20 protein-coding genes are annotated in these 24,606 nt (G+C 45.6%); 9 read left to right on the top strand and 11 right to left on the bottom strand.

Going from position 1 to position 24,606, the window contains the following annotated elements; translation table 11 throughout:
- Window positions 1–48: 48 nt before the first annotated feature.
- The 8 genes from RIM23_RS28755 to RIM23_RS28720 all read right to left on the bottom strand — a co-directional run bounded on the left by RIM23_RS28755 (window position 49) and on the right by RIM23_RS28720 (window position 7,404).
- Entirely contained in the window at window positions 49–864 is an 816-nt protein-coding gene (locus RIM23_RS28755) for a hypothetical protein (protein ID WP_446371654.1), read from the bottom strand.
- 66 nt (window positions 865–930) lie between these two features.
- Entirely contained in the window at window positions 931–1,875 is a 945-nt protein-coding gene (gene fcl / locus RIM23_RS28750) for a GDP-L-fucose synthase (protein WP_446371652.1), read from the bottom strand.
- 132 nt (window positions 1,876–2,007) lie between these two features.
- On the bottom strand, window positions 2,008–3,096 hold the full coding sequence (gene gmd / locus RIM23_RS28745; protein WP_446371650.1) for a GDP-mannose 4,6-dehydratase: 1,089 nt from the start codon (window positions 3,094–3,096) through the stop codon (window positions 2,008–2,010).
- Between the two features lie 308 nt (window positions 3,097–3,404).
- On the bottom strand, window positions 3,405–4,136 hold the full coding sequence (locus RIM23_RS28740) for a sugar transferase (protein WP_446371648.1): 732 nt from the start codon (window positions 4,134–4,136) through the stop codon (window positions 3,405–3,407).
- Window positions 4,137–4,231: 95 nt separating this feature from the next.
- On the bottom strand, window positions 4,232–5,365 hold the full coding sequence (locus RIM23_RS28735; protein ID WP_446371646.1) for a glycosyltransferase: 1,134 nt from the start codon (window positions 5,363–5,365) through the stop codon (window positions 4,232–4,234).
- Between the two features lie 99 nt (window positions 5,366–5,464).
- The gene (locus tag RIM23_RS28730) at window positions 5,465–6,355 is read right to left on the bottom strand and encodes an alpha/beta fold hydrolase (protein WP_446371644.1); all 891 of its coding nucleotides are present in this window, start codon (window positions 6,353–6,355) and stop codon (window positions 5,465–5,467) included.
- A gap of 55 nt (window positions 6,356–6,410) precedes the next feature.
- Complete coding sequence (locus RIM23_RS28725) at window positions 6,411–6,929, bottom strand: hypothetical protein (RefSeq protein WP_446371642.1); 519 nt, start codon at window positions 6,927–6,929, stop codon at window positions 6,411–6,413.
- 64 nt (window positions 6,930–6,993) lie between these two features.
- Window positions 6,994–7,404: an ArsR/SmtB family transcription factor gene (locus tag RIM23_RS28720; protein ID WP_446371640.1), complete on the bottom strand. Its 411-nt coding sequence runs from the start codon at window positions 7,402–7,404 to the stop codon at window positions 6,994–6,996.
- Between the two features lie 179 nt (window positions 7,405–7,583).
- On the opposite strand from RIM23_RS28720, the gene argC reads away from it, so the two are divergent.
- The 8 genes from argC (at window position 7,584) to RIM23_RS28680 (ending at window position 19,873) form a co-directional block, all read left to right on the top strand.
- Window positions 7,584–8,642, top strand: a complete 1,059-nt coding sequence (gene argC, locus RIM23_RS28715) for an N-acetyl-gamma-glutamyl-phosphate reductase (RefSeq protein WP_446371638.1) — start codon at window positions 7,584–7,586, stop codon at window positions 8,640–8,642.
- Window positions 8,643–9,044: 402 nt separating this feature from the next.
- A complete protein-coding gene (locus tag RIM23_RS28710; protein ID WP_446371636.1) occupies window positions 9,045–11,270 on the top strand; it encodes a Na-K-Cl cotransporter in 2,226 nt (741 codons plus the stop codon).
- A 296-nt stretch (window positions 11,271–11,566) separates the two neighbouring features.
- Entirely contained in the window at window positions 11,567–12,130 is a 564-nt protein-coding gene (locus tag RIM23_RS28705) for a Uma2 family endonuclease (RefSeq protein ID WP_446371634.1), read from the top strand.
- 186 nt (window positions 12,131–12,316) lie between these two features.
- A complete protein-coding gene (locus RIM23_RS28700; protein WP_446371632.1) occupies window positions 12,317–12,946 on the top strand; it encodes a chemotaxis protein CheB in 630 nt (209 codons plus the stop codon).
- Window positions 12,947–13,010: 64 nt separating this feature from the next.
- Complete coding sequence (locus RIM23_RS28695; RefSeq protein WP_446371630.1) at window positions 13,011–14,888, top strand: CheR family methyltransferase; 1,878 nt, start codon at window positions 13,011–13,013, stop codon at window positions 14,886–14,888.
- 881 nt (window positions 14,889–15,769) lie between these two features.
- Window positions 15,770–17,137: an ATP-binding protein gene (locus RIM23_RS28690; RefSeq protein ID WP_446371628.1), complete on the top strand. Its 1,368-nt coding sequence runs from the start codon at window positions 15,770–15,772 to the stop codon at window positions 17,135–17,137.
- A gap of 139 nt (window positions 17,138–17,276) precedes the next feature.
- A complete protein-coding gene (locus RIM23_RS28685) occupies window positions 17,277–18,764 on the top strand; it encodes a DNA methyltransferase (protein WP_446371626.1) in 1,488 nt (495 codons plus the stop codon).
- Between the two features lie 14 nt (window positions 18,765–18,778).
- The gene (locus RIM23_RS28680) at window positions 18,779–19,873 is read left to right on the top strand and encodes a hypothetical protein (RefSeq protein WP_446371624.1); all 1,095 of its coding nucleotides are present in this window, start codon (window positions 18,779–18,781) and stop codon (window positions 19,871–19,873) included.
- A 331-nt stretch (window positions 19,874–20,204) separates the two neighbouring features.
- On the opposite strand, the gene RIM23_RS28675 is transcribed toward RIM23_RS28680, so the two are convergent.
- Window positions 20,205–21,233: an aromatic ring-hydroxylating dioxygenase subunit alpha gene (locus tag RIM23_RS28675; RefSeq protein ID WP_446371622.1), complete on the bottom strand. Its 1,029-nt coding sequence runs from the start codon at window positions 21,231–21,233 to the stop codon at window positions 20,205–20,207.
- 213 nt (window positions 21,234–21,446) lie between these two features.
- A complete protein-coding gene (locus tag RIM23_RS28670) occupies window positions 21,447–22,295 on the bottom strand; it encodes a M48 family metallopeptidase (RefSeq protein ID WP_446371620.1) in 849 nt (282 codons plus the stop codon).
- A 431-nt stretch (window positions 22,296–22,726) separates the two neighbouring features.
- Here RIM23_RS28670 and RIM23_RS28665 point away from each other — a divergent pair, with 431 nt between their 5' ends.
- Window positions 22,727–23,257, top strand: coding sequence for a DUF4330 domain-containing protein (locus RIM23_RS28665; RefSeq protein ID WP_446371618.1), 531 nt, complete (start codon window positions 22,727–22,729; stop codon window positions 23,255–23,257).
- Window positions 23,258–23,372: 115 nt separating this feature from the next.
- Here the strand turns inward: RIM23_RS28665 and RIM23_RS28660 are convergent, their stop codons facing one another.
- A complete protein-coding gene (locus RIM23_RS28660; RefSeq protein WP_446371616.1) occupies window positions 23,373–24,293 on the bottom strand; it encodes an alpha/beta fold hydrolase in 921 nt (306 codons plus the stop codon).
- Window positions 24,294–24,606: the final 313 nt, after the last annotated feature.

The following is a 24,606-nucleotide window of genomic DNA, read 5'->3' as shown; positions in this document are numbered from 1 at the left end:
CCAAAATTTCAGTACCATTTGAGTATAGAGGCTGTTTTTTTTGAGCAGTTATTGGTGACAAGCAAGGGCGGGTTTTGTTGAGCAGTTACTGGTGAGATAGGGCGGGTTTTGTGGTTCATTTATTTCTGAATAGCTGACTTTAGTTCCTAAACCCGCCCCTACAATTGATTTGCTGTAAGCTTGCCAAGCTAACTCTAGGGTTGCCATTTCACTCCAAAAATCATTGGTATTTCGCAATGCTAATAATCGTGAGGCGCATTCATCCCGGCTGATGACACTGCACGCCCAGGTTACCAGAGTTTCAAAGTTCGCCGATTGTCCTGTGGGGTAACTCCAACGTGTTCCAAATTTAGCTATTTCCCCATTGGGATAGTACCAGCGAGAGGCGACTTTTGCCGTTTGTCCATTGGGATACTTCCAAATCGCGCCGAATTTCGCTGTTTGTCCGTTGGGATAATTCCAATTGTCACCAATTTTCGCCCGTTGTCCATTCGGGTATTCAATAATTGCCCTTCCCCTGGTATTTGCTAATCCACAGGCGAATTGTTGCTGACTCTCTACTAATCGCACCAGATTGCTATTTCCTGGAGACATTCGCGCCAGTCGCGTCATAATCGTCAAATCGAGACATTCCTGGGTAGCGGTTGGGGGTGGGATAACTTCCACCGCCGAAGGTTGAGCGGTATTACAGTATTGTGCTTCTAGAGTCGCCAGGTTTGCGTCGTCTAAGCCTTGCTGAATGGCGAGACGGCGTACCTGACGAATTTGGCTGCATTGAGTAGGCGTAGCTTCAGCGCGATCGCTCCTTGTGCCAAGAGCCAGTAGGGACGACAGTAATAGTACCACACGAATCGCCAGTTTCATCTTTCTTCCCCCGTTATACCCGTAGGGTTAAGGTCAAAAAGCTATCAGTAATATAAACTTTCCCCACTATTTTCCTTTAATGATATCATAGTTCTCGGCAAACCATTGATAGGTTAATTCTAGACCTTGCTTTAAGGATATTTTAGGCTGCCAACCAGCGGCATTAATTTTCGAGGTATCCAAAAGTTTACGCGGTGTACCATCAGGTTTAGAGGAATCAAATTTTAACTCACCCTCGTAACCAATCACCGCTTTAATTAACAGCGCCAATTCTTTGATAGAAACCTCTTCCCCTGTACCGACATTCACGAATTGGATTTCGTTATAGTGATCCATCAGAAAAACTAAAGCATCAGCTAAGTCATCGACATATAAAAACTCCCGCAGCGGCGAACCCGTTCCCCAAATTTCCACAGCCTCAGCCTTGTTAATTTTAGCTTCATGGGTTTTTCGCAACAGGGCGGGGAGAACGTGGGAATTTGCTAAATCGAAATTATCATTTAGACCATAGAGATTTGTGGGCATAGCGGAGATGAAATTCACGCCATATTGCCGACAATAATTCTCACAAAGTTTCAGTCCGGCAATTTTCGCGATCGCGTAGGGTTCATTCGTCGGTTCAAGATACCCCGTCAGTAGGTGTTCTTCCTTCATCGGCTGGGGACATAATTTGGGATAGATACAAGATGAGCCGAGAAACAGCAGTTTTTTTACACCGAACAAATAAGCGCTATGAATAACATTAGACTCAATCATTAAGTTCTCATAGAGAAATTCAGCGCGGTAGGTGTTGTTGGCATTAATCCCTCCCACTTTTGCCGCCGCGATAAAAACGTAATCTGGGCGTTCAGCGGCAAAGAAATCCTCTACGGCTTGCTGTCGTCTTAAGTCCAACTCTTGACTATTTTTCAGGATAAGATTGGTATAACCCTTGTCGCGTAAGGATCTGACAATGGCACTACCCACCAAGCCGCGATGACCTGCTACGTAAATTTTTGAATCGTTGTTCATGATAATATTAGATACATGAAAACACTGAATAAACGGTAATTTAAGGGCGGATATTAGGGTTACGTTATTGTTTACCGTCTCCTGTAAATCACTCGCATCCGCCCTTACGAATGCGTACCTTTTGAATTTCCCTCAATCAATAGGTGCGTGATCTGGGGAATGTTCGTAAGTATTTTCCTTATGTTTTTCAAACAGTTTAGCCCCTTCACCATTAGACGATGACTGTCCGAAAGTTCGCAAATCGGCTTCTACCATTAATGCGACTAACTGTTCAAAGGATAAAGACGGTTGCCAACCCAACTTTTGCCTTGCTTTTGCCGGATCACCAATCAGTAACTCCACTTCCGCTGGGCGCAGATAGCGGGGGTCAAACTCCACATAGTCTTGCCAATCTAAATTTACACAGTTAAAGGCAATATCCAGAAATTCGCGAATCGAGTGAGTTTCACCTGTAGCGACGACGTAATCGTCGGGTTCCTTTTGTTGCAGCATCAGCCACATGGCTTTAACATAATCTTTGGCATAGCCCCAATCTCGCTTCGCATCTAGATTTCCTAGATAGATTTTTTTCTGCTGTCCAGTCACAATTCGCGAGAGCGCACGAGTAATCTTACGGGTGACAAATGTTTCTCCCCGACGCGGCGATTCGTGATTAAACAAGATACCATTGCAGGCAAAAATCCCATAGGATTCGCGATAATTCACTGTTTGCCAATGGGAATATACTTTGGCACAAGCATAAGGACTGCGGGGATAAAATGGGGTAGTTTCCTTTTGGGGAACTTCCTGGACTTTGCCAAACATTTCCGACGAACCCGCCTGATAGAAGCGTACATCAATACCCGTGCGATTGCGATAATCCCGAATGGCTTCCAACAGGCGCAGCGTTCCCATTCCCACGGCATCAACTGTATATTCCGGACAGTCAAAACTAACACGAACATGGGATTGAGCGCCCAAATTATAAATTTCTGTCGGCTTGACTTCCTCTATAATGCGGCGCAAGGTGACGCCATCAGTCAAGTCCCCGTAGTGTAGAAATAATCTGGCATTCTGATTGTGCGGATCAACGTAGATATGGTCAATGCGATCGGTGTTAAATGTGGAAGTTCGCCGGACAATTCCATGAACTTCGTAGCCTTTCTCCAGTAATAACTCGCTCAAGTAAGAACCGTCTTGACCGGTTATACCTGTAATCAGCGCTTGTTTTGGTTGCGTCATCCTTAAATCGTCCTGTGATGCGTATGGGCAACAGTGGCAGTAGGTGCTTGCCAGAAACGTGTTAACATCCCGACCCGGTTTTGGGATATAGGAAATTATTCCTTACATTACCTTAAATTTTCTAGCCTTGATCGACTTTCTCTTTAATGTATTATCTGTCTAGCCTAGCATGGGAGTCTGATTTTGCCGCCGTCGTTACGTCCGGCGGTTGGTTCATTCGGCGTACTTCGGGCAATGGTCATTGTCGATTTTGAGCCGAGAGGTTTAATTTGAGATTAATCCTCCCATGCTCCCCTAAGCTTAACTTGTCAGTAAGCCCCATTATTCTTTGGAGAAATTATTACGCCAATTGTTTTAACAATCAACCATAAGTCCAGCCAAAAATTGCAATAATTGACGTAATAAACATCGATTTGTACTCGACGTTTATAGGGAATATCATTCCGCCCTGAAACTTGCCATAGTCCGGTAATTCCTGGTCTAATTGTCAAAATTTTATCGATTTGACGCCCGTACTTATGCAGTTCCTCCGGGACTAAGGGTCGAGGTCCGACTACACTCATATCTCCTTTCAAAACGTTCCAAAATTGCGGAAACTCATCCAAGCTCGTATAGCGCAAGACTTTGCCAATTAAGGTTATTCTGGGGTCTTGCTTCAGCTTGAAATTCGCTTCAAACTCATAACGAATAGAGGTTGATTCCGTCATCATTTCTAGCAACATTTCATCCGCATTTTCCACCATGGTTCTGAATTTAATGCAGCTAAACGGTTTATAATCTTTACCGATTCGCTCCTGAACATAAAAAATAGGACCTGGTGAACTGATAGCGATTAGGATGGCTAAGAGCAGGTAAATCGGAAAAAACAACGTAAGAACCGATAGAGAAAATACGACATCGAACAGCCGCTTGGCAAAAATTCCGTCTAAGCGATATCGAGACAGACCTTTGGGTCTACTGCGTGGAGCGCGGGGATGGACACCACGCTTCACGAACGCTCGCAACGTCTTGACGGAGATAAGTTGGCTTTGGGCAGTCATCTTACTCCTTCACTTCACACCACACGTCACGATCATAAAGCCAGAAGCGGTTAGCTAAGGCAATAGCGACCAGGAAACTGGAATTTATGACTCTTTCATCGTGACAGGTGGTCTCGATAGCAGCCATCCAGAAACGTCAAGTAGCGATCGCTAAAAACAGTTGGCGCAAATTGAGCTGCGTTTAATTGTATCTGTTCGGGACTAAAAGCAGTAGCTTGTGCTTCAAAGGCTTCCACCGCCTCCATCAAAGCCCTGGGACTTTGGTCTAGAAAAAACAGACCCGTACCCTTATCCGGATGTTTCCGGATATCCCGAACGGTTTCCAAGGCGCCACCAGCACCATAGGCAATGATTGGTGTACCACAAGCTTGAGCTTCCACTAGGGCAATGCCAAAATCTTCACAGGCAGCATAAACAAATGCCTTCGCCTGTGCCATATACTCCTCAACCACGCGATCGGCACAAAAGCCCAGCACTTGTACGTTGGGTTTAGCCAGATGGCGCAGCGCCTGCAATTGAGGTCCAGAGCCAATAACAACCAAAGGATATCCCAGTTGATTGAACGCCTCCACGATTAACGTCACTTGCTTGTAACTAACCAATCGAGAAACTGTCAAGTAAAAATCTGACTTTTGAGCCAAAAAAGGAAACCGTTCAATATGAACTGGAGGATAAATCACCTGTGCCTCTCGCCTGTAGCAGCGCCAGATCCGTCGTGCTGTATGGCGGGAGTTGGCAATAAAATAATCCACGCGGTTCGCTGAGATGACATCCCATTGACGCAACCGATGCAGCAGATACCGGGTCATTGACCCAGGTAATCCTCGTCCCATAGCACTGCTGTTGAGGTAGTCAAAGGTCAAATCCCAAGCGTAGCGCATGGGTGTATGGCAGTAGCAGATGTGTAGCTGTTGGGGACGGGTGAGAACACCTTTGGCAACAGCATGGGAGGAGGAGAGGATCACATCGTAATCCCGTAAGTCTAGCTGTTCAATGGCTAAGGGCAGCAGGGGTAAATATTTCTGCACTCCCTTGCTAGCCATTGGAAAATGCTGTAGAAAGGTCGTGCCAATCTGGCGTCCAAACAAATAACTTTGGGGATTGGTTGATTCAAAATCAATCAAAGCATACAAATCAGCCTCAACGGACTTGAGGATTTCTTGAACCACCAGTTCAGAACCACCCGTTGCTTTGGGAGTCAGCCACTCATGCACCAAGGCGTACTTCAAGAATTGTTACCCCCCAATCCGTCGTTGCTTATCTTCATTCGTCTTATGTAAAGGTTTGAGAACTATTTACATCAGATTCATAAGTTATAAGTCATTCGTTTATGTAATATGACTCAGCCAATCGAGAATTAAGGAATTAACCATCTCCGGCTTCTCATCGTGAGGACAATGACCCGCCTGCGGAATGGCAAAAAACTCCACATCTTTCTCCATCTGGCGCTGCTGCTGGTAAATAGCCGCCCCATTAATCGGTGTCCAAGGGTCATTTTCTCCCCACAGAACCAGTAGAGGACGTTTTAGCTTGGGTAATAATTCTCTCGGCGCAGGACCAGGAGGACCAGTCAATACCGAAGCAAACACCTGTTGGGCGCCCGGATCACAGGAGGGTTGGTATAGTAAATCGACTAATTCTTCCGTAATCGCTTGGGGATCACAGTAAACCTGACGCAGGGTGTTGCGAATCCGGTTTTTTTGGCGAATGCGGTTAAATAAAAATGGTCCAACGGTTTTAGAACTGACCAATTTGGTAAAGGTTCCCATGACCAGCCGTAAGGGTAAATTTAACTCATCGGGACGGTGATTTAACCCCCCTGCACAGTTAATTAAAACACCACCAACGGCGATATCTGGGTCTTGGGTAACGACCATTAAACTCAATAGTGCCCCAATGGAGTTGCCAATAAATACTGTTGGTTCTTTAATCTGGGCTTCCCAGAAGTCTTTGATCTGTTCATGCCATAACTCTAAGCTGTAGTCTAAGCCCGGTTTATCTGAACCACCGAATCCTAACAGGTCAATCGCAAACACCCGATACCCTGCATCCGCCAGCACCGGGATATTCTTTCGCCAATGTCCAATGGATGCACCAAATCCGTGAATCAATAATAAGGGTTGACCTGTTCCCTTGACGGTGTATTCAATTGAGTGCCCTTGCCAAGTCCAAACGTGTTTTTCTAGTGGGTTGATCTGGATTAACGGTTCTGTAATCACGGCGCTTTGTGAAGTTTCTTTAAGTGATTTTGATCTATAATACATCTAAGTTCCACTATCCGGGCAGATTTTCCTTAAGCTGAGCGATATTTTCTGGACTTAAGGTAAGTTTTACTTCTATTTGTTGCTGCTTATCGCGCAATCTAATTACATGGTTTTCCCCCTGATAGTCACTTTCCCACTGAGGATTAGTGATTTCTATTTTTTGATAGATAACTTCCGGAATTCCCACCCGGATGACTAAATTTTTCTGAGATTGAGGATAAATATAAGCCTGAAGTTGCTGCGTGTCTAGTCCAAGTTTCCAGGGGGTTGTACTGCGTTCTTGATCCGTGTCTGGTTTTTGCCAGTAGAGTGTAATCCCGCGAACTTGTGGATTTTGCAGTTTAAATTCTTCATCAAACCGCTGCCATTCCCAGTCAATTTCCTGGACATTTCCACTGGGGGGAATTATTCGCTGTCGCCATGAAACTTTTCGGTTATTCAGGGCTGTCCAAAATTTGCTGATTTTGGCTAGGTTCGCGCCATTTTCGGGATTGTCACTATTTTGTTGCCAAATAATTTGAGGTGTCATTTGTCATTTGTCAGGGAACAGGGAACTCTTAACAGGGAATGGAGAATCAGGAATCGGGAATAAACTATTCAGGCTCATCTAAATGTTCGGCAACGGATTGATACAAGTCGAGAACGTGCTGATCTTGAAGATGATAATAGACCTTTCGACCGCGTTTATGATACCGTACTAATCGCATGGTTCGCAGGGTGCGTAATTGATGGGAGACAGCGGATTCACTCATATCCAGCGCTGCGGCGATGTCACATACGCACAGTTCTGCGATCGCGAGTAGGGAGATGATCCTCAGCCGATTTGTATCCCCTAGGGAACTGAACAACTCTGCCATGCGTTGGGCTTTTTCTGTGTTCAGCATTTTAGGCTGCAATGAACCAATCCGCTGGCTTTCAACACAATGGGGCGGATGGCAATGAGGTGTGTCTGTGTCTGGATTAGCAGAAACGTTTGCCTCTTGCGCTGATAATTGGATTGGCATGTAGTTACTATCCCTTGGCAGTGGAACGGTCTGACTTTATGGTAGCGAACTCTCCCAACCCAGTTCAGGACGATCACACAGATGGGGGAGTCGAGGCGGGTTTAGGCACACCGGTTCAAGCTAAAATGCAGCAAATGTTCATCTGTTTTCGATGTTAACTCTGTTAGGGAAGGAATATTATGGGTGACTTAGGACGCCTGTCTGTGGGAATTATTGGCGCTTCTGGCTATGGGGGCGTGCAATTGATACGCCTATTGATGGATCACCCAGGAGTGGAGGTGGTTTATTTGGGGGGAAATAGTAGTGCGGGGAAGTCCTTTTCTGAACTCTATCCTCATCTGGGTCATTGTGTGAATTTGACCATAGAGGAGATTGATTTAGATAAAATAGCCAGCCGAACTCAAGTGGTGTTTCTCTCGTTACCGAATGGTTTAGCTTGTCAGATGGCGCCGACGTTGTTGGCGAAAGGCTGTAAGGTGATTGATCTTTCGGCTGACTATCGGTTTAAAAATTTGGATACCTATAAAACCTGGTATGGGGGAGAACGCAATGACCAGGAAACCGTGGCTACAGCGGTTTATGGCTTACCGGAATTGTACCGCGATCGCATCGCTGAGGCGAAACTTGTGGGTTGTCCAGGTTGTTATGTTACCACCAGTCTCTTGGCACTTGCACCGTTGCTCAAACAAGGGTTAATTCTGCCCGATACGGCGATTATTGATGCTAAATCGGGTACATCGGGGGCGGGGCGCACGGCGAAAACCAACCTCTTACTCGCTGAAGCAGATAGTTCTGTATCGCCTTATGGAGTCACCCGTCATCGCCATACCCCGGAAATTGAGCAGATTTGTAGTAATTTAGCGGGTCATGAGGTGATGGTGCAGTTTACCCCCCATCTAATGCCGATGGTGCGGGGTCTTCTGGCTACAGTTTATGCTACCTTGCGTGACCCTGGACTGGTGCGAGAAGATTTGGCAACGATTTATAGCGCATTCTATCGCGCTTCTCCTTTTGTGCGAATATTGCCTAGTGGTACTTATCCCCAAACTAAGTGGGCGTGTGGGACGAATATGTGTTACATCAGCGTTGAAGTTGATCCGCGTACTGACCGGGTGATTGTTATGTCAGTTACTGATAACTTGATTAAAGGTCAAGCTGGTCAAGCGATTCAATGTTTGAACCTGATGATGGGTTGGCAAGAAACATTGGGATTACCTTCGTTGAGTTTTTATCCTTAGATGAGAAGCCGGGGTGCAAAGGTGCGGGGACGGGTTTTGCACTCGGTCAGGGCGGGTTTTGTACAAATGTTATTATCTCATGGCGAAACGAAAATCCCTAAACCCGCCCCTACTAGGTTCCCTCGATCGCAGCAACGGGTCAAAACTACCCCAATCTCCAGATAGAGGTTTGAGACAATTTTTTTTGCTAAGGTAGCGGACACGGAGAGTCCGAAAAATCAATCGCCCGCTAGGTCAGTAATTGCTCATAGAGGATGTGAAATTGATTTCGTGAGGGTGCTAGGAAGCTTTAACTCATTTTTTTTGCTTATATAGGGGGGTGTTTCAGATGTAGTCTGCTATGTCTTTGCGGAAAAAATTCTCCCCTTTCTGATTGGATTGAACCAGGCTTAGGTGCTTACCATGAAATTCCCGTTCCGTCAACGTTCGCAGTCATCTCCAGTAGTTCCCCCTGAACCAGAAAAGGGTTTGGGTACATTTGGGGGTGTTTATACACCGTCACTCCTGACGATTCTGGGTGTAATCATGTACCTGCGATTCGGTTGGGTTGTGGGGAATGTGGGTTTATTGGGGACGCTGATGATTGTCACCCTGTCTACGGCGATTACGTTTATTACCTCACTGTCAATTTGTGCGATCGCAACTGATCGGGTGGTGAAGGCGGGGGGCGCGTATTTCATGATTAGTCGTTCTCTGGGGATTGAAACCGGCGGCGCGGTGGGGATTCCCCTTTACTTTGCCCAGGCGATATCCGTGGCACTGTATACGATTGGTTTTGCCGAGAGTGTTGCGCTGACGTTTCCTCAATTAAATCAACGGTTGACAGCGATTGTGACAACTATCCTGGTGGCAATTCTGGCGATCGCCTCTGCCCAAATTGCGATTAAGGCACAATACTTTATTATGGCAGCGATCGCGCTGTCTTTAATTTGTTTGGTCTTTGGTCATCCCGTTGACCCGAATACTCAGATTGAACTGTGGGGGGCGAAGCCGCAAAACTCTGAACCCTTCTGGACTGTTTTTGCTGTCTTCTTTCCCGCCGTAACTGGGATTATGGCGGGGGTGAATATGTCCGGAGATTTACGCAACCCTAGCCGTTCCATTCCCATCGGTACCCTGGCGGCGGTGGGTACAGGTTATATCATTTATATGGCATTGCCCGTGATTTTAGCGATGCGGGCGGATGCTCTCACCTTAATCGAAAACCCCTTAATTATGGAGAAGATGTCTCTGTGGGGTCCTTCGGTTTTACTAGGGGTTTGGGGGGCGACGCTATCCAGTGCGATTGGTAGTATTCTCGGTGCGCCCCGGGTGATGCAGGCGCTGGCGCGGGATGGCATTTTACCTCGGTGGCTGAAGTTTCTGGGGACAGGTTCAGGATCAGAAGATGAACCCCGTATTGCGACGGTGGTTACATTGGGCTTAGTTTTAGTCGCCGTCGCCGTGGGGGATCTTAACCTCATCGCCCCGGTTTTGAGTATGTTCTTTCTCACCACCTATTTGGTGTTAAATGTAGCAGCGGGAATTGAAACCTTTTTACGTAGTCCCTCCTTTCGCCCCTCCTTCCGGGTGCATTGGTCTATATCCCTACTAGGGGCGATAGGCTGTTTATGGGTGATGTTCTTACTCAATGCCATGGCGACGTTCATGGCAGCGATTATTGTATTGAGTGTTTATATTTGGTTAGAACGGCGGGAATTAGAAAGTGCTTGGGGTGATGTGCGTCAGGGAATCTGGATGGCGCTGGTACGCACAGGAATTACTCGCCTGGATTATACCCCCGATACCAAAAACTGGCGTCCTCATATTCTGGTATTTTCTGGGGCGCCGACTCGTCGTTGGCATTTGGTCGAATTTGCCGCAAATTTAACCCACAAACGCAGCTTATTTACCGTCGCCAGTGTGATTCCTAGTGGTTCCCGTGATCCAGCCAAGCAATTGGAAATGGAAGCCACGATTCGGGAGTATTTAGAGAAGCGGGGGGTGCAAGGCTTAGCCCGTTTAATTTCCGCCCCTGATCCGTTTATTGGTGCAGAACGATTAGTGGAGGCGTATGGAATTGGTCCATTAGTTCCCAATACGATTCTGTTAGGCGATAGTGAGGAATCCACTCGTCGCGGTAGTTATTGTCAGATGATCGCCAACCTACACCAAGCCCGCCGCAATGTGGTGATATTACGGGATGTAGAGGAACGGGGATTTGGGCGGCGTCAGCGGATTGATCTGTGGTGGGGCGGTTTACAGGCAAATGGTGGTTTAATGTTAATTTTGGCGTACCTGTTGCGGACGAGTATGGAATGGCGCGGTGCGGAAATTAACCTCAAATTGGTTGTTGCTAATGCAGCCGCCGCCAAAGCGACGCGGACGAATTTGGAAGAGCTAACTCAACAACTACGGATTGGGGCGCGATCGCAAGTGATTGAGGCGAAGGGACGCCCCTTTCCCGAAATCCTGCGCCGTTCTTCCCAAAGTGCGGATTTAGTGTTCTTGGGTATGGCGAAACCCATGGATGATTACACCAGTTATTACGAACGCTTGCAAGATTTGGCGACGGGATTACCGACAACAGTATTTGTTTTAGCCGAACCCGATTTTGCCTTCTCGGAAGTGTTACAGGAAGGCGTGTAGGGGTTTGGTGACCAAACCCCTACTGAAAACCAAGACGAGTAAGCCTTTCACCTCCATCCCCTAATCCCCATCCCCCCTAACCCCCCTTTGAAAGGGGGGAATGGGATTTAATACTCGCGAGAGGGGGCATAGTTGACAAAAAAGCAATTTAATGATATGTAACAGTTTAATGATAGATGGAGTGTCGGGTGTGGAGAAGAATTGCACCCCTATATAGGACTAAATTTTCTGCGATCGCTTCCCTCTTGGGTCATGCCTCAACTCCAAACTCATCAACAGCCTCTTATATAACGAATATGACAACGGTACTGAATTTAGAGCCAATTACCACGCTGACACGGGAACAATTTTTTCAACTGTGTCAGGCGAATCCAGATGTATCGCTAGAACGTTCATCAACGGGAGAATTAATTATCGTGACACCTATCGGGGGTGAAGGTGGCAGAGGTGAGGCAAATTTGATCATTAAGGTGGGGATTTGGAATGAACAAACTCACTTAGGTGTAGTGTTTAGTTCTCAAACTGTGTTTAGTTTACCTGGAGGGGGCGATCGCTCTCCGGATGTAGCTTGGGTAGAATTAAGCCGATGGCAAGGATTGAGTCAGGAGGAACAGGAAGGATTTCCGCCAATTTGCCCGGATTTCGTGATCGAGTTGCGTTCTCGCACGGATAGATTAAAGCCACTCCAGAACAAAATGCTGGAGTATTTGGCGAGTGGATTGCGGTTAGGTTGGCTGATTAATCGTAAGGATCGGCAGGTGGAAATTTATCGCCAGGGACAAGAGGTGGAAGTGGTAAGAATGCCTGTGGTGTTGTCGGGGGAGGATGTTTTGCCCGGATTCACATTAGAGGTGAAGTGAACCAGATTGTGGGCGCATGTAGGGGTTTGGTCACCAAACCCCTATTTGGTCACCAAACCCCTATTTGGTCACCAAACCCCTATTTGGTCACTGTTTCCGATTCCCTCCCCTGACCTCGCGCCGATAGTTCCAAACCCGATACACTAAAGGCGTCAACTCTTATAGTTCGGTGCTACCTCTAATAAAATGCAACAGCCCCAGGTCGATCAACCCAACAATCCCCCGCCAGCCTTCGCCAATACCGCCTTTGATGTCATCGCCATCGCCGCATCCGCAGGAGGGCTAAAGGCGCTATCTGAGGTTTTATCCGATCTACCGACTGACTTTCCGGCGGCGGTTCTAGTCTTGCAGCATCTTGACCGCACTCACCCTTCTCTCATGGCAGAGATACTCCGCCGACGGATTTCTTTGCCGATTAAGCAGACGGAAGAAGGAGACAAGCTAAGTCCGGGACAGGTCTATATTGCCCAACCTAATTATCATGTTTTGGTAAACTCTGATGGTACCCTTTCCCTAACTCAGTCGCCCACCGTTAATTTTGTCCGTCCCTCGGCAGATTTACTGTTTGAGTCCCTGGCAAAAAGTTATCGAGATCGGGCAATCGCTGTAGTGTTGACTGGGACAGGGAAAGATGGCAAACAAGGACTACAAGCGATCGCGAAAATGGGCGGTATGGTGATTAGCCAAGATCCAGAAACGGCGGAACACTCTGGTATGCCCCGTTCTGCCATTGATACCGGGATAGTTGATTTAATTTTACCCCTATCGGAAATTGCCTCAACACTTATTCAACTGGTAAAAGAAGGCAGAGGTTAGAATATTTTAACGTTTATCAGTAATCAGTAATCAGTAATCAGTAATACCCAACGACAAATGACTAATGGCGAATGACCAAGAAAAAGAAGAAAACCGAGTTTTTGAAGCGCTACTGGAATACATAAAAGAATTGCGCGGGTTTGATTTTACCGGCTACAAACGCTCTACATTAAAGCGGCGGATAACCCGGCGAATGCACTCCCACAATATCGATAATTTTGGTGGTTATCTGGACTACATAGAAGTTAATCCCGAAGAATTTGAGCCGCTGTTCAATACAATTTTGATCAACGTTACCAAATTTTTTCGGGATACCGACGCTTGGGACTATTTGCAAGAGCAAACCCTGCCGAAACTGTTGCAGGAAAAGGATGAACAAGACCAAATCCGCGTCTGGAGTGCTGGTTGTTCCTCTGGGGAAGAAACCTACTCTATCGCCATTCTTTTGGCAGAAATTTTGGGTTTTGATCAATTTCGCCAGCGAGTCAAAATCTATGCCACGGATGTCGATGAAGAAGCCTTAAATCAAGCCCGTAGTGCTAAGTATGAACCCAAAGCTTTAGAAGATATTCCCGAGGAACAGCGACAGCGCTATTTTGAAAAAGTCGGCAATCACTATGTCTTCCGGTCTGAGGTAAGGCGTATGGTGATTTTTGGTCGTAATGATTTGGTACAAAATGCGCCAATTTCCCGACTGGATTTGCTGATTTGCCGCAACACGCTGATGTACTTTAACGGGGAAACCCAGAAAAATATTTTGGCACGTTTTCACTTTGCCCTAAATGAAAACGGCGCTCTATTTTTGGGCAAAGCGGAGATGCTGCTAAGCAGTAGCAATCTGTTTAAACCCTTGAGTTTACAGCACCGCATCTTTACCAAAGTGCCAAAGCAGAAGCTGAGCACTCGCCGGCTGCTTTTTTCCCCATCTGGGGATGAAGAGGCGAAGAGCCGTGTGTCTGACCGGGTGCGCCTGCGAGAAGCGGCATTTAACACCTCACCCATGGCTCAAGTTATTGTTGATGCCAGTGGCTACTTGGTTTTGGCAAATATGAGCGCCCGGTCGATGTTTGACATTAAACGACAAGATATTGGCAAACTGTTTCGGGATTTAGAACTTTCCTACCGTCCCCTAGAACTTCGGTCCCTCATTGATGATGTCTATCGCGATCGCAAATCGATTACGATTAGCGATGTGGTGCAGAATCAGTCAGATGAGACTCAGTACTTGGATGTGCAAATTACCCCCTTACAGGAAAACGGCAATGACAATCAGTGGCTGGGAGTGAGTATTTCTTTTAATGATGTCACTAGCTACAACCAATTACAAAATAAATATCAAACGTCCACCCAAGAACTGGAGACGGCGAATGAGGAACTTCAGTCAACTAATGAGGAATTAGAAACAATCAACGAGGAACTGCAATGCACCAACCAGGAATTAGAAACCACTAACGAGGAACTGCAATCCACCAACGAAGAACTGGAGACAATGAATGAAGAACTCGAGTCTACGAATGAAGAATGGCGGACAATGAATGAAGAATTGCGCTTGCGGACGGATGAAGTCAACCAAGCTAATTCCTTTTTAGCGTCAATTCTGGAAAGTTTTCAAACTGGGGTGATTATTGTAGACCGCGAATTTAATATTATCCGTTGGAATCAAGACGCCGATGAACTTTGGGGAGTACGCAGTGACGAGGTACAAAACAAATCCCTACTGAGTTTAGATATTGGTTTACCTGTGGATCAGTTGATCGAACCTATCCGTAAATGTTTTCAGGGCGAGGAAAATCATCAGACAATAACCGTGGATGCGATTAATCGCCGAGGTCAGTCTATTCAATGTCGGGTTACGCTTCAAAGCTTGAAAGGAGTAGAAGAAGAACAATCATACGGAACGATTATACTGATGGAAGAATTGGAGAATCAAGGAGAGGGATGAGGGGGTGATGGGGTGCAATATAGAGATGCTTCTGGCATCGCGTCTGTGTGTAGGGGATCACTTTCACGACTATCGTTTTTTGCCCGCCCCAATGTCACTAAACCCGCCCTGTCTAAATGATGAATTCCCAGATACTAATCATAAATGACTCCAAACTGCGGCGGCAAATTTTGAGTAACTTACTCACAAACGCCCTGAAATACTCACCCCACGGCGATCCCGTAGAATTTGAACTCAACAGTGAACAGTGATCGATAACTGATAACTGATATAGCAACCGCCATAGCTGTTAGGACACATCATTTATGTAGAGACGCGCTTTTGAAGCGTCTCTACAATGGTGCTGATAACTGGTAACTGATAACTGATAGGGGTACAATAAATGGGGCAGGACTAGGACTCGCGATCGGGAAAAAAACTGTAGATTTACACAAAGTCACAATTTATGTCCAGAGTAAGATTGACATTTGCACGACATTTACCCTCAACTTATCGCCCCGAAATTAAAAAAATTATTTGTAGGGGCACGACTTGTCGTGCCCCTACAAATAGTGGTACAACTATTTTGACATAGCCAGACAAACGTCAATCGTCCTAGAATCGAAAGCTGATAATTTTGAAAATGACTATAATGGGGTACAAACTCCCTGTATAGACCTCTGACTCAAACTATGATATCATGTTCATTTAAGCAGAAATCATTTTTGGCTACCTTACCAGGTTATTTGTGACCTTTTTCCATCTGCATCGAAGAGTACTAAAGGGTACAGATTAAATGAGATGTATCAATCCTGCTTTTAAACGCAATCATAAATAAAATGCTGCCTTGACCACAGATAAATCTCGATAACCTAGACGCCAGTGATGTCATGGAGAAAACAATGAATAGTAACCAATCAGTAAAAAAAAAACTGAATGTATCCTCAGACACATTAACCGAAGCCATTCGGGATCATATTCAAAAAGCTCAAGAGCGCTTAGCACAGAATCAACCTGAAGTTGACATCTTACCGGATCAATACTCAACTCAGTTGACTGAAACCATTGCTGAATTATCAACCACCCTAGAGGAATTACAAGTTGCTGTCGAAGAAATCCAAGAACGGAATCAGGAACTCGCAGCGGCGCATCAAGCCACAGAAGACGAACGCCAACGGTATCAAGAATTATTTGAATTCGCCCCAGACGGCTATGTGATCACCACCGCATCCGGTACAATTCAGGACGCCAACCACGCTGCTGCCACCCTGCTGAATATAGAACAGAGGCGTCTAATCGGCAAACCCCTCGCTGTCTTTGTTGCCGATATTAGCAAATCCACCTTTCGCACTCAATTAAACCGACTAACCAATTTATCCCCCCCCCACTTTCCCACAACTCTGCTGTACAGAGACTGGGAAGTATTCCTGCAACCGCGCCAAAGTGAACCTTTTCCGGCGGAGATTTCCATCTCTGCTGTTCTCAACCCCCAATCTGAAATTGTGGGATTTCGCTGGTTAATTCGAGACATGAGTTATCGCCATCAGGTAGAAAGCTTAAGCCGAGAATTAGAAGCAGAAAAAGAATTAAGCGAACTCAAATCACGCTTTATCCAAACCGTTTCCCACGAATTCCGCACGCCGCTAAACATGATTTACGTTTCCGCGCAACTCCTCGCCCGTTCTCACGACGGCTTGAGTGAAGAAAAATGCAATCAGTTGCTACAACGAACTGATAAAGCCGTGCGGCGGATTACTAAAATACTCGATGATGTCCTAGTCTTTAGTAAAGCCAGCGCCGACAAACTCGAATTAAGCCCCACATTAATCGACATAGAGCAATTCTGCCAAAGTGTGGTAGAAGACTATCAAGTCATAGCAGGTAGCCGTAAAACGATTCACTTTAACTGTCAAAGGAGAAATCATAGCGTTTGCCTGGATGAAAAACTCCTCTATCATATATTAGGCAACTTATTATCCAACGCGATTAACTATTCCCTACCAGACAGTACCATAGAGTTATCCTTGACCTATGAGGGTAATAATATATCCTTTCAAATTCAGGATCAAGGAATTGGCATTCCCAGAGAAGACTTATCCCACCTATTTGACCCCTTCCATCGAGCGAGAAATGTCAGCAACTTACCCGGAACCGGATTAGGACTATCAATAGTACAAAAAGCCGTCGAATTACATGGGGGGACAATAAAAGTAGAGAGTGAAGTTGGCGTCGGCACAACATTCATCGTCACCCTACCTTTAGGTTCATAGTTCGTAATTCGTAGTTCGTAGTTCGTAGTAAGGGCTTTAGCCCTATCATCGCAACGCCAAACATACCAACGCAAACCCCAAATCAAACCTCCCCCACCCCAACCCCAAAACCTGATAAAACCAAACCCAAACAAACCGAGTGTACAAACAACTAACCCTAGAATTTGCCAACAATCCTGAACCATCCCCCCAAACCATCACTCATCCCAGCGGATATTCAGGCTGGTACAGACTACACAAATACTGGGGCAAAAAACCCCACGAACCCCTCGCCCTAACCATCCAACAACTAACCCAAGAAAACGATATCATCTTAGACCCTTTCGTCGGTTCCGGCACAGCCGCCCGCGAATCCCGGGTGCGGAAACGCCGTTTCATCGGAATAGACATCAACCCCATCGCCACCGAACTCACCAAACTACTCATCTCCCCACCCGATTACCCCCTCATCCGCGATGCCTTCCTATTCCTAGAAAAAAGCCTCAAACCCCAAATCAACCAAACCTATCAACTCAAAGATGGAAGAACCGCATCCCACTATCTTTGGCAAAACAACCAATTACGCCAAATTTGGTTATCCGGCAATCGCAGCACCACCCGGTTGGTACTCCCCCCCACACCAGAAGACCTTCAACTCATCCAAACCTTTTCAACCTACAAAAGCAGAATCATTCGTCCCCCTAAATTTTTCGCCAACAGCCGCATAAACGCCTCCCCGCAACTCTCCCTATCCGACCTAATCACAGGTCGCGCCCAACATAACCTGGACTTAATCATAGACCACATTAACCAACTCCCCCAAGCCGCTCAACCCGCGATGAAGCTATGCCTAACCGCAGCATCTGGACAAATGACCAAAATGGTATTCGCCGTTACAGGCAGAGGCAAAACTAACGGGAATCGCTCAAAAAAAATAGAAGTCGGGAGTTGGGTAATTGGCTACTGGCGACCCCCATTACACTTTGAAGTAAACGTTTGGAACTGTTTCGAGCGGCGCGTTACCAAACTCTTAAACGCCATCAAAAACGGTGATCCATTACAAGGCAGCACTATCTGTGAAACTCTCGATCAATTCTATCAAAACAACGCAGAATGTAGCATTATTTGCGCCCCTTGTCAACAAGAACTAAAAAACCTGCCCAAGAAATCAATCAACCTAATTATAACCGATCCCCCACACAGCGATCGCATTCCCTACCTAGAACTCAGTGAACTGTGGAATAGCATCTTAGGAATTGAACCCAACTTTGACTCAGAAATTGTCATCTCCAATGCCAAAGAACGCGCCAAAACTGCCACCCTCTATAATCAAACCATGAGCGCCTTCTTTACCGACTGTTCCGCCATTCTACGAGACGACGGCTTCCTTGTCTTACTTTATAATGCCAGACAACAGGAACACTGGGCATTTATCAAACAACTAATAGATAGCTCAGAACCATCATCAAACCTAAACTACCTCGGACAATTCCCCTGTAACTATTCAGCCCGTTCCGTTGTCCAAGACAACAGAAAAGGGGCTCTTAAGCATGATATTGCCCTAGTTTTCGGCAACCCTAACGCTGATTTAAGTAAGATTTCGCGATTAAAAACCATTCGCGGTTGGTCAGATACTTTTCCAGGTTAGAAAGGATTAACCCAATGGATTTTGATACAGCCCAATACTGGTTTCGAGACAATCGCATCAGAGAATTATCCCAAACCAATGACGGACTACGTTTTCTTAAGCTACTTTCCTTATCGCGCCGTGAACACTTATACCAATTATTCGCATCCGCCGCTTTAACACCCCAATCCAACTCAGCACGAGATTTATGGAAAGAAGCATTCAATACCGCCTCTATTAATGACACCATTATTAATTCCACCATTCAACAAATTTACGCATCAGAGCGAGAAGCACGTCGTAAACAAGAGCCAGAACTCGTTAATCAACTCTATCGTCTCGATGTTTTTGACTGGGGTGGACTGCATCAAAATAGCCTGGAGAGAACAATTATAGACAACTACGTCAAAAAAATTCATAACTATGATCAACTCTCAAACAGTATCGAGAATGAGCTTCACTATAGTATGCGAGGTTACGTTTTATGTTCATGGTACAATCATTGGACATCAATAATAATTGAAGATATTTTTCGGGATCATGATAAAGTATTACCTGCGGTAGGCTTAATCAAAAAAATAGACTTTTTTATAAATGGTATTCCCTTTGACCTGAAGGTCACTTATTTTCCTGAAGGATACATCAAACAGTGCCGTCGTTCAGAGAACAAGCGTCCAGAACTTACACGATTGAAACAATGGGCGCGTCAGCATCAAGTCCCCTTTAGCACTAATATTCCTGACAGTCAATTGCTCTGCGACTTATGGAAAAAAGCCAGTGATTATCCGTCAGAAGACGCCCAAAGCTTGCTCTCTGAACTCAGCAATTTTCGGCAAAAACTGATTCAAGAAGCAAAGACAAATCCCGATAATCTAATCAAATGGCTTTACGAAAATCAAGGTATCCGTCGATTTGACGCCTCGAATCGCTTGTTCTTAGTTCTCATTGACCCCTCAGATTTCTTTCAATCCTGGAAATTGAAACGCGCCAAACCACTTCTCGACTCTAGAATAACAGCTTACTTAGATAAAATCTCTTCATCTCCTGGACGAACCTTACACTTCACCTGGGAAGGAAAAAACTACACAGTCATATCAGAGGCGATAATTATTACTAAACCGCCCGGATAACGTCGTTCGTAGTAAGGGATGCAAGCCCTATCATCGCAACGCCGAAACCATCAACGTAAAATATACATTAAACCTTAAGAAAGGGCGGGTTTTGCCACAAACATTATCAACAAAATTCACAATTCATACCAAATTCGCCTTTATCACCCCCTTTTTCCACGGCGATTGAAATCGCTGCTACACAAACAAAGTCCGCCTGCGCGGACTAGGTTATAACGGGGGTAGCTAACCCGGATTTGGTATCAATCCCATTACCCGCCCCGACAATTCACGGGCGGGTTTTGTACCAACTTTACCATCAACAACCAAAATTAAATCCCATTACCCGCCCCTACAATTCACCCTGCTTACCCATCAACCGTTGCACACTCACCAACGCCCGATTTAACTCATACCCCTTTCGTTCAGGATTCGCCAAATATGCCAGTTGTTCCTCCTCAATCATCTGCACATCCTGACGCACCAATCCATCCAATAACCCCTGTGCTGAACCGAATAAACTATCCTTAATCCACCGCCGAAACCAAATCGGTAACTTATGCAACCGCCAAAATGCATTTAGCGACGTAAAATGAATCAAATAAGCACGAGTTTTCTGCAAATTCACTGGACATAATAAACAGTAAATCTTAAAATCCTGTCCCAAACTTGACACCCAATGGGGATAAACATAACTCACATCCAACGGTTCCGGGTGCAAGCGGCGTAGCGCCGGAAAAAACAACTGAGAAATCGACCAAATTTTATCAATTTTATAATAACTTTTTGCCTGATAATGAGCATCCACCCGATGATCATCTTCATCGATATCCGCCAAAACCGGATCAGCCCAAGCTTGCCAATCCTGATGTAAATGCCCATGATACATATCCATCAGATTTTCAATTAGAAAGGAATAATGGGCATTACAGTCAATCGTGGAAACTGTGGCAATATAATTAAGATGCTCCCACTCTGGTATTGCCATCGGTTGTCGAATTTCCACAGAGTTATCCCCTGTAAATAGCCAAATAAACCCATCCTTTTCCTGCACAGAATAGGTGCGAATTTTACAACTCGGCAATTTTTGATGATCAGCTAAATAAGGAACAGATGCACAGTCTCCGGTTGGTTTAAACTGCCATCCGTGATAGACGCATTCCAACAAATCATCTTTAATTTTACCGTGACTTAATTTAACTTCTCGATGAGGACAGCGGTTTTCTAGGGCATGAATTTGACCTGTACTATCTCGATAAAGAACAATCTCTTGATGCCAAAGGATTACTCCTAGGGGTTGAGATTTGACTTCATCACTACGGGCGACAACATACCAATGATTTAAATTAATATCGAGTTGGCGAATATCTATATTTTTCATAATAAGTCATGGTTTAGTCGTAATTATAATTCAATTTGACAATATACTTATTTTGAAACCCTAGGAAAGAGGTTTGCGATCGCGCCCCTTACGGTCACAATAGAGGCGCTTAAGGTCTATATTCAGCAATCTTGAATGTCCTGATTCATCCCGTCGCTGAAAGCATGGGTCTTCTCAGGACTTGAAGATAAGGGAGCAGGGAAACAGAGAATTCTATAACAGGGGACGAATTTTAGCTTTGTAGGCACTTTCATCCAAACCATCACCAACATTGGCTTGTGCCGGATCAATCGCCTGCTTTAAGGCGTTAATGCGATCTCCAACGGCTGGATGGGTGCTGAGGAATGAGGGGACAGAACCCCTTTTATTCTGGAGTTTTTCCATAAAATTCACCATGGCTGATGGTGCGTAGCCCGCTTTTTTGAGGATGTCTAACCCAACCTGATCAGCCTCCAATTCATCTTCACGACTATTGGGTAACCGCAGCGCCAAGTCTACGCCTATATTGACTAAGGTACTGCGATCTAGACCGGCAGCAACGGCTACTCCCCGGGCGATCGCGCTCTGGCGCATTTGTTCAATCATGTGTTCCTCTTCGATATGCCCGATTTCATGGGCAATCACACTAGCTAGTTGAGCCTCATTGTCCGCCGCTTCAATCAAACCTGTGTTGAGATAAATAAACCCCCCTGTAGTCGCAAAGGCATTAATGCTGTCATCCTCAACAACCTGAAACGTATAGGGAATAGTAGAGCGTTGAGTTTCTTTTGCCAATCGCTGACCAATCTGATCAATATAGCGGTTGACACTGGAATTGCGATAAAGCCGGATCTGGTTTCTCACCAACTTCTGATTAATCTGCTGCCCGATCTCGACTTCCTGGCGATCAGAAATATTGGAAAGCTGGATAATCTGGACGCCTCGGAAAATTATATCGAGCCAGGGAATTGCTTGACTCACCTGAGGTGTACCCACGATCAGGCTCAACGCCAAGATCGCTGACACAAATGGATATAATAGACGACGGTGACGACGAGACCAGAAGGATAATGGATTAACCATGGTACATAAAATTAAAATAGCTACAGTTAAGGTACTCAAACAATAGACGCTACTTACAGGGTATAAGTTGCCATGACTGCTGTATCTCCCCCCCTTTTTCTCATGTCCAGCTCTTGAAAATAAAAGTGAGGCTTTCCCTTGACTATTAAAAAACACTTTCTGACACAGGGGGTTGAGGATAGGGCGACCCAAGTACATTGAGCAGGCTAGTGCTGTTAATTAGGCTAAGTGGGTTGCCCACCCCGACACTTTAGACTACAGGCGTTTGTTTCATCCCTAAGGGGGGCGCGATCGCATTTATGAAAACTTCTCAGCTTTCCACAGGTTATACTGATCTGTTGTTGCTGCCGTGGTAATTTAATCAGGACAGCATCACTGAGTCTTCTGTTGATGTTGAAACGAGAGTTAAAAAATACTAATCGTAAGGGTTTATGAGTATTTTGGATTCTAAAGGTCGTCTTTTCGGTAAAATCAGCATTCTTGATCTAGGGGCTGCCTTGGTCATTTTATTAGTGATTGTGGGAATCTTTTTCTTTCCCGGTACATCAGGTTCCGTCGCCCAACTGCCTGGAACCAGTACGACAAAACCTGTCCAAGTTGATTTGGTTGTTCGCGGGTTGAGCGTGCGTAATCCAGAAGATTTGATGGCTCAGTTTAGGGAAGAAAAGAAAACAAATATCGTCATTCGCAATCAACCCTATGGTCAGGTAGACATCCTATCGGTAAAAGAATTGCCACGGCTGCTGGTAATACCCCAACCCGATGGCTCGGCTAAAGCGCTACCTGATCCCAGATCTGACACCTTTAGCACTGATATGGTGATCACCCTCGGTGGTCAAGCCACGATTACCGATAATGGTCCGGTTCTGGGAAATAGCAAGATTAAAATTGGAACGCCTGTGGAATTAGAGGGTAAAAATTACAATTTCAATGCTAGCGTGATTCAGGTTAGGGTTGAATGAAAGGAAACAGGAAGCAGGGAACAGGATAAACCACTGTTTCTTGATTCCTGAAAATGCTTTGACAGGCAGGTTTAGCTTTAGGTAAAAATGCTCCTAAATAACTAATGACCAACTTTTAATCTCCAGTCCTTTCCTCTGAATTCAGGAGATTCAAATACTTTCGGATTAAACCAATCGTCACGGCTGGCAATTCTAGCTGAGGAGTTAATCCAACATCCTCCAGGGTTTGAAAGACTCGAATGGCTTTCGGATTAAGAGCGGCTAGTCGCTTGCCGATTTCTGGGCTGGTAAATTCGGATTTTTGTCCCCAGAGAATTGCCGTGGGAGTGTTAAGTTGAGGAATGTACAGGGATAAGTCAAAGCACAAGTCTCCTCGCACAAAGGAAAGCGCTGCATATTCAGCATTGGGTTGTTGAGCTGAGGCTAAATAAGCATCCACAATTTCTGAAGCTATTCGGCTCTTACGAGCAAATTGCCGGGTTTCTAAGAAACTGCGGATACCGCCTTCAGTGGCGACGCCAGTGCTGTAGAGGATGCGATCCAGAATAGGTGTGCTGATCAATTGGGCAAAAAAGCTGCGTGTGTAGTCTTCCCCAAAATCAGAGAGTCCTGATGGAGTGGTGAGAATCAGAGACTTAAACAGTTCAGGACGCGCGATCGCAGCTCGGATTGTCAAAGCAGCGGTTAGAGACGAGGCAATCACTGGCGTGCCTTGAGGACAGGTTTGCTCTAGGAATTCATTAATTGTCCTGATGTAGTCCTCAATCTGGTAATTGCGTTCAGGATGCTCTGAACGTCCCCAACCGATAAGATCCGGGGCGAGAACGCGATACTCACTGGCAAATGCTGGATAGACCTTTGACCACTCATACGCCGATGATCCACCCCCAAAGCCATGCAAAAACACTAACGTTGGTCGTGCTTCTGACTCAGGGGTTTCTGGGGTTTGCCACGGCATGTCATCAGCCGTGTAGTATGCCATTGTTCCTAGTGAGGTCACTAAGGAGTGCTGCTTAAAGCCATTGGGTTCAATCATATCTCCACCTTATCGCTATTACTATCATCCCTGATTCTAGGGTCGAGAGCCTCTGACTATGAGTTGATTCCCTTAATCCGGAATCCTCGGTCAAAGGTAGTCACGCTTTTCTAAAAGCGTTAAAATTACAAGTTTTGAACGGAGGGAACTTTCCTCACTATTATTTCATCGGAGGATTTTATACAAGTGGACGTTTGCACACAAAAGGGTACAAACTCATATCAGTAATCCGATAAAAAACATTTGTAGTTTTGGGTGCGACTGTTGGCAGCCAACGCCGCGAAATTCCCACGCTTGCGGTTGAGTTTAAATG

The organism is Coleofasciculus sp. G3-WIS-01 (assembly GCF_040223135.1).
In the GTDB taxonomy this organism is placed as follows: Bacteria; Cyanobacteriota; Cyanobacteriia; order Cyanobacteriales; family Coleofasciculaceae; genus Coleofasciculus.
Note: the sequence above shows the minus strand (reverse complement) of the source record. Positions and strands in the feature narration are given on the sequence as shown.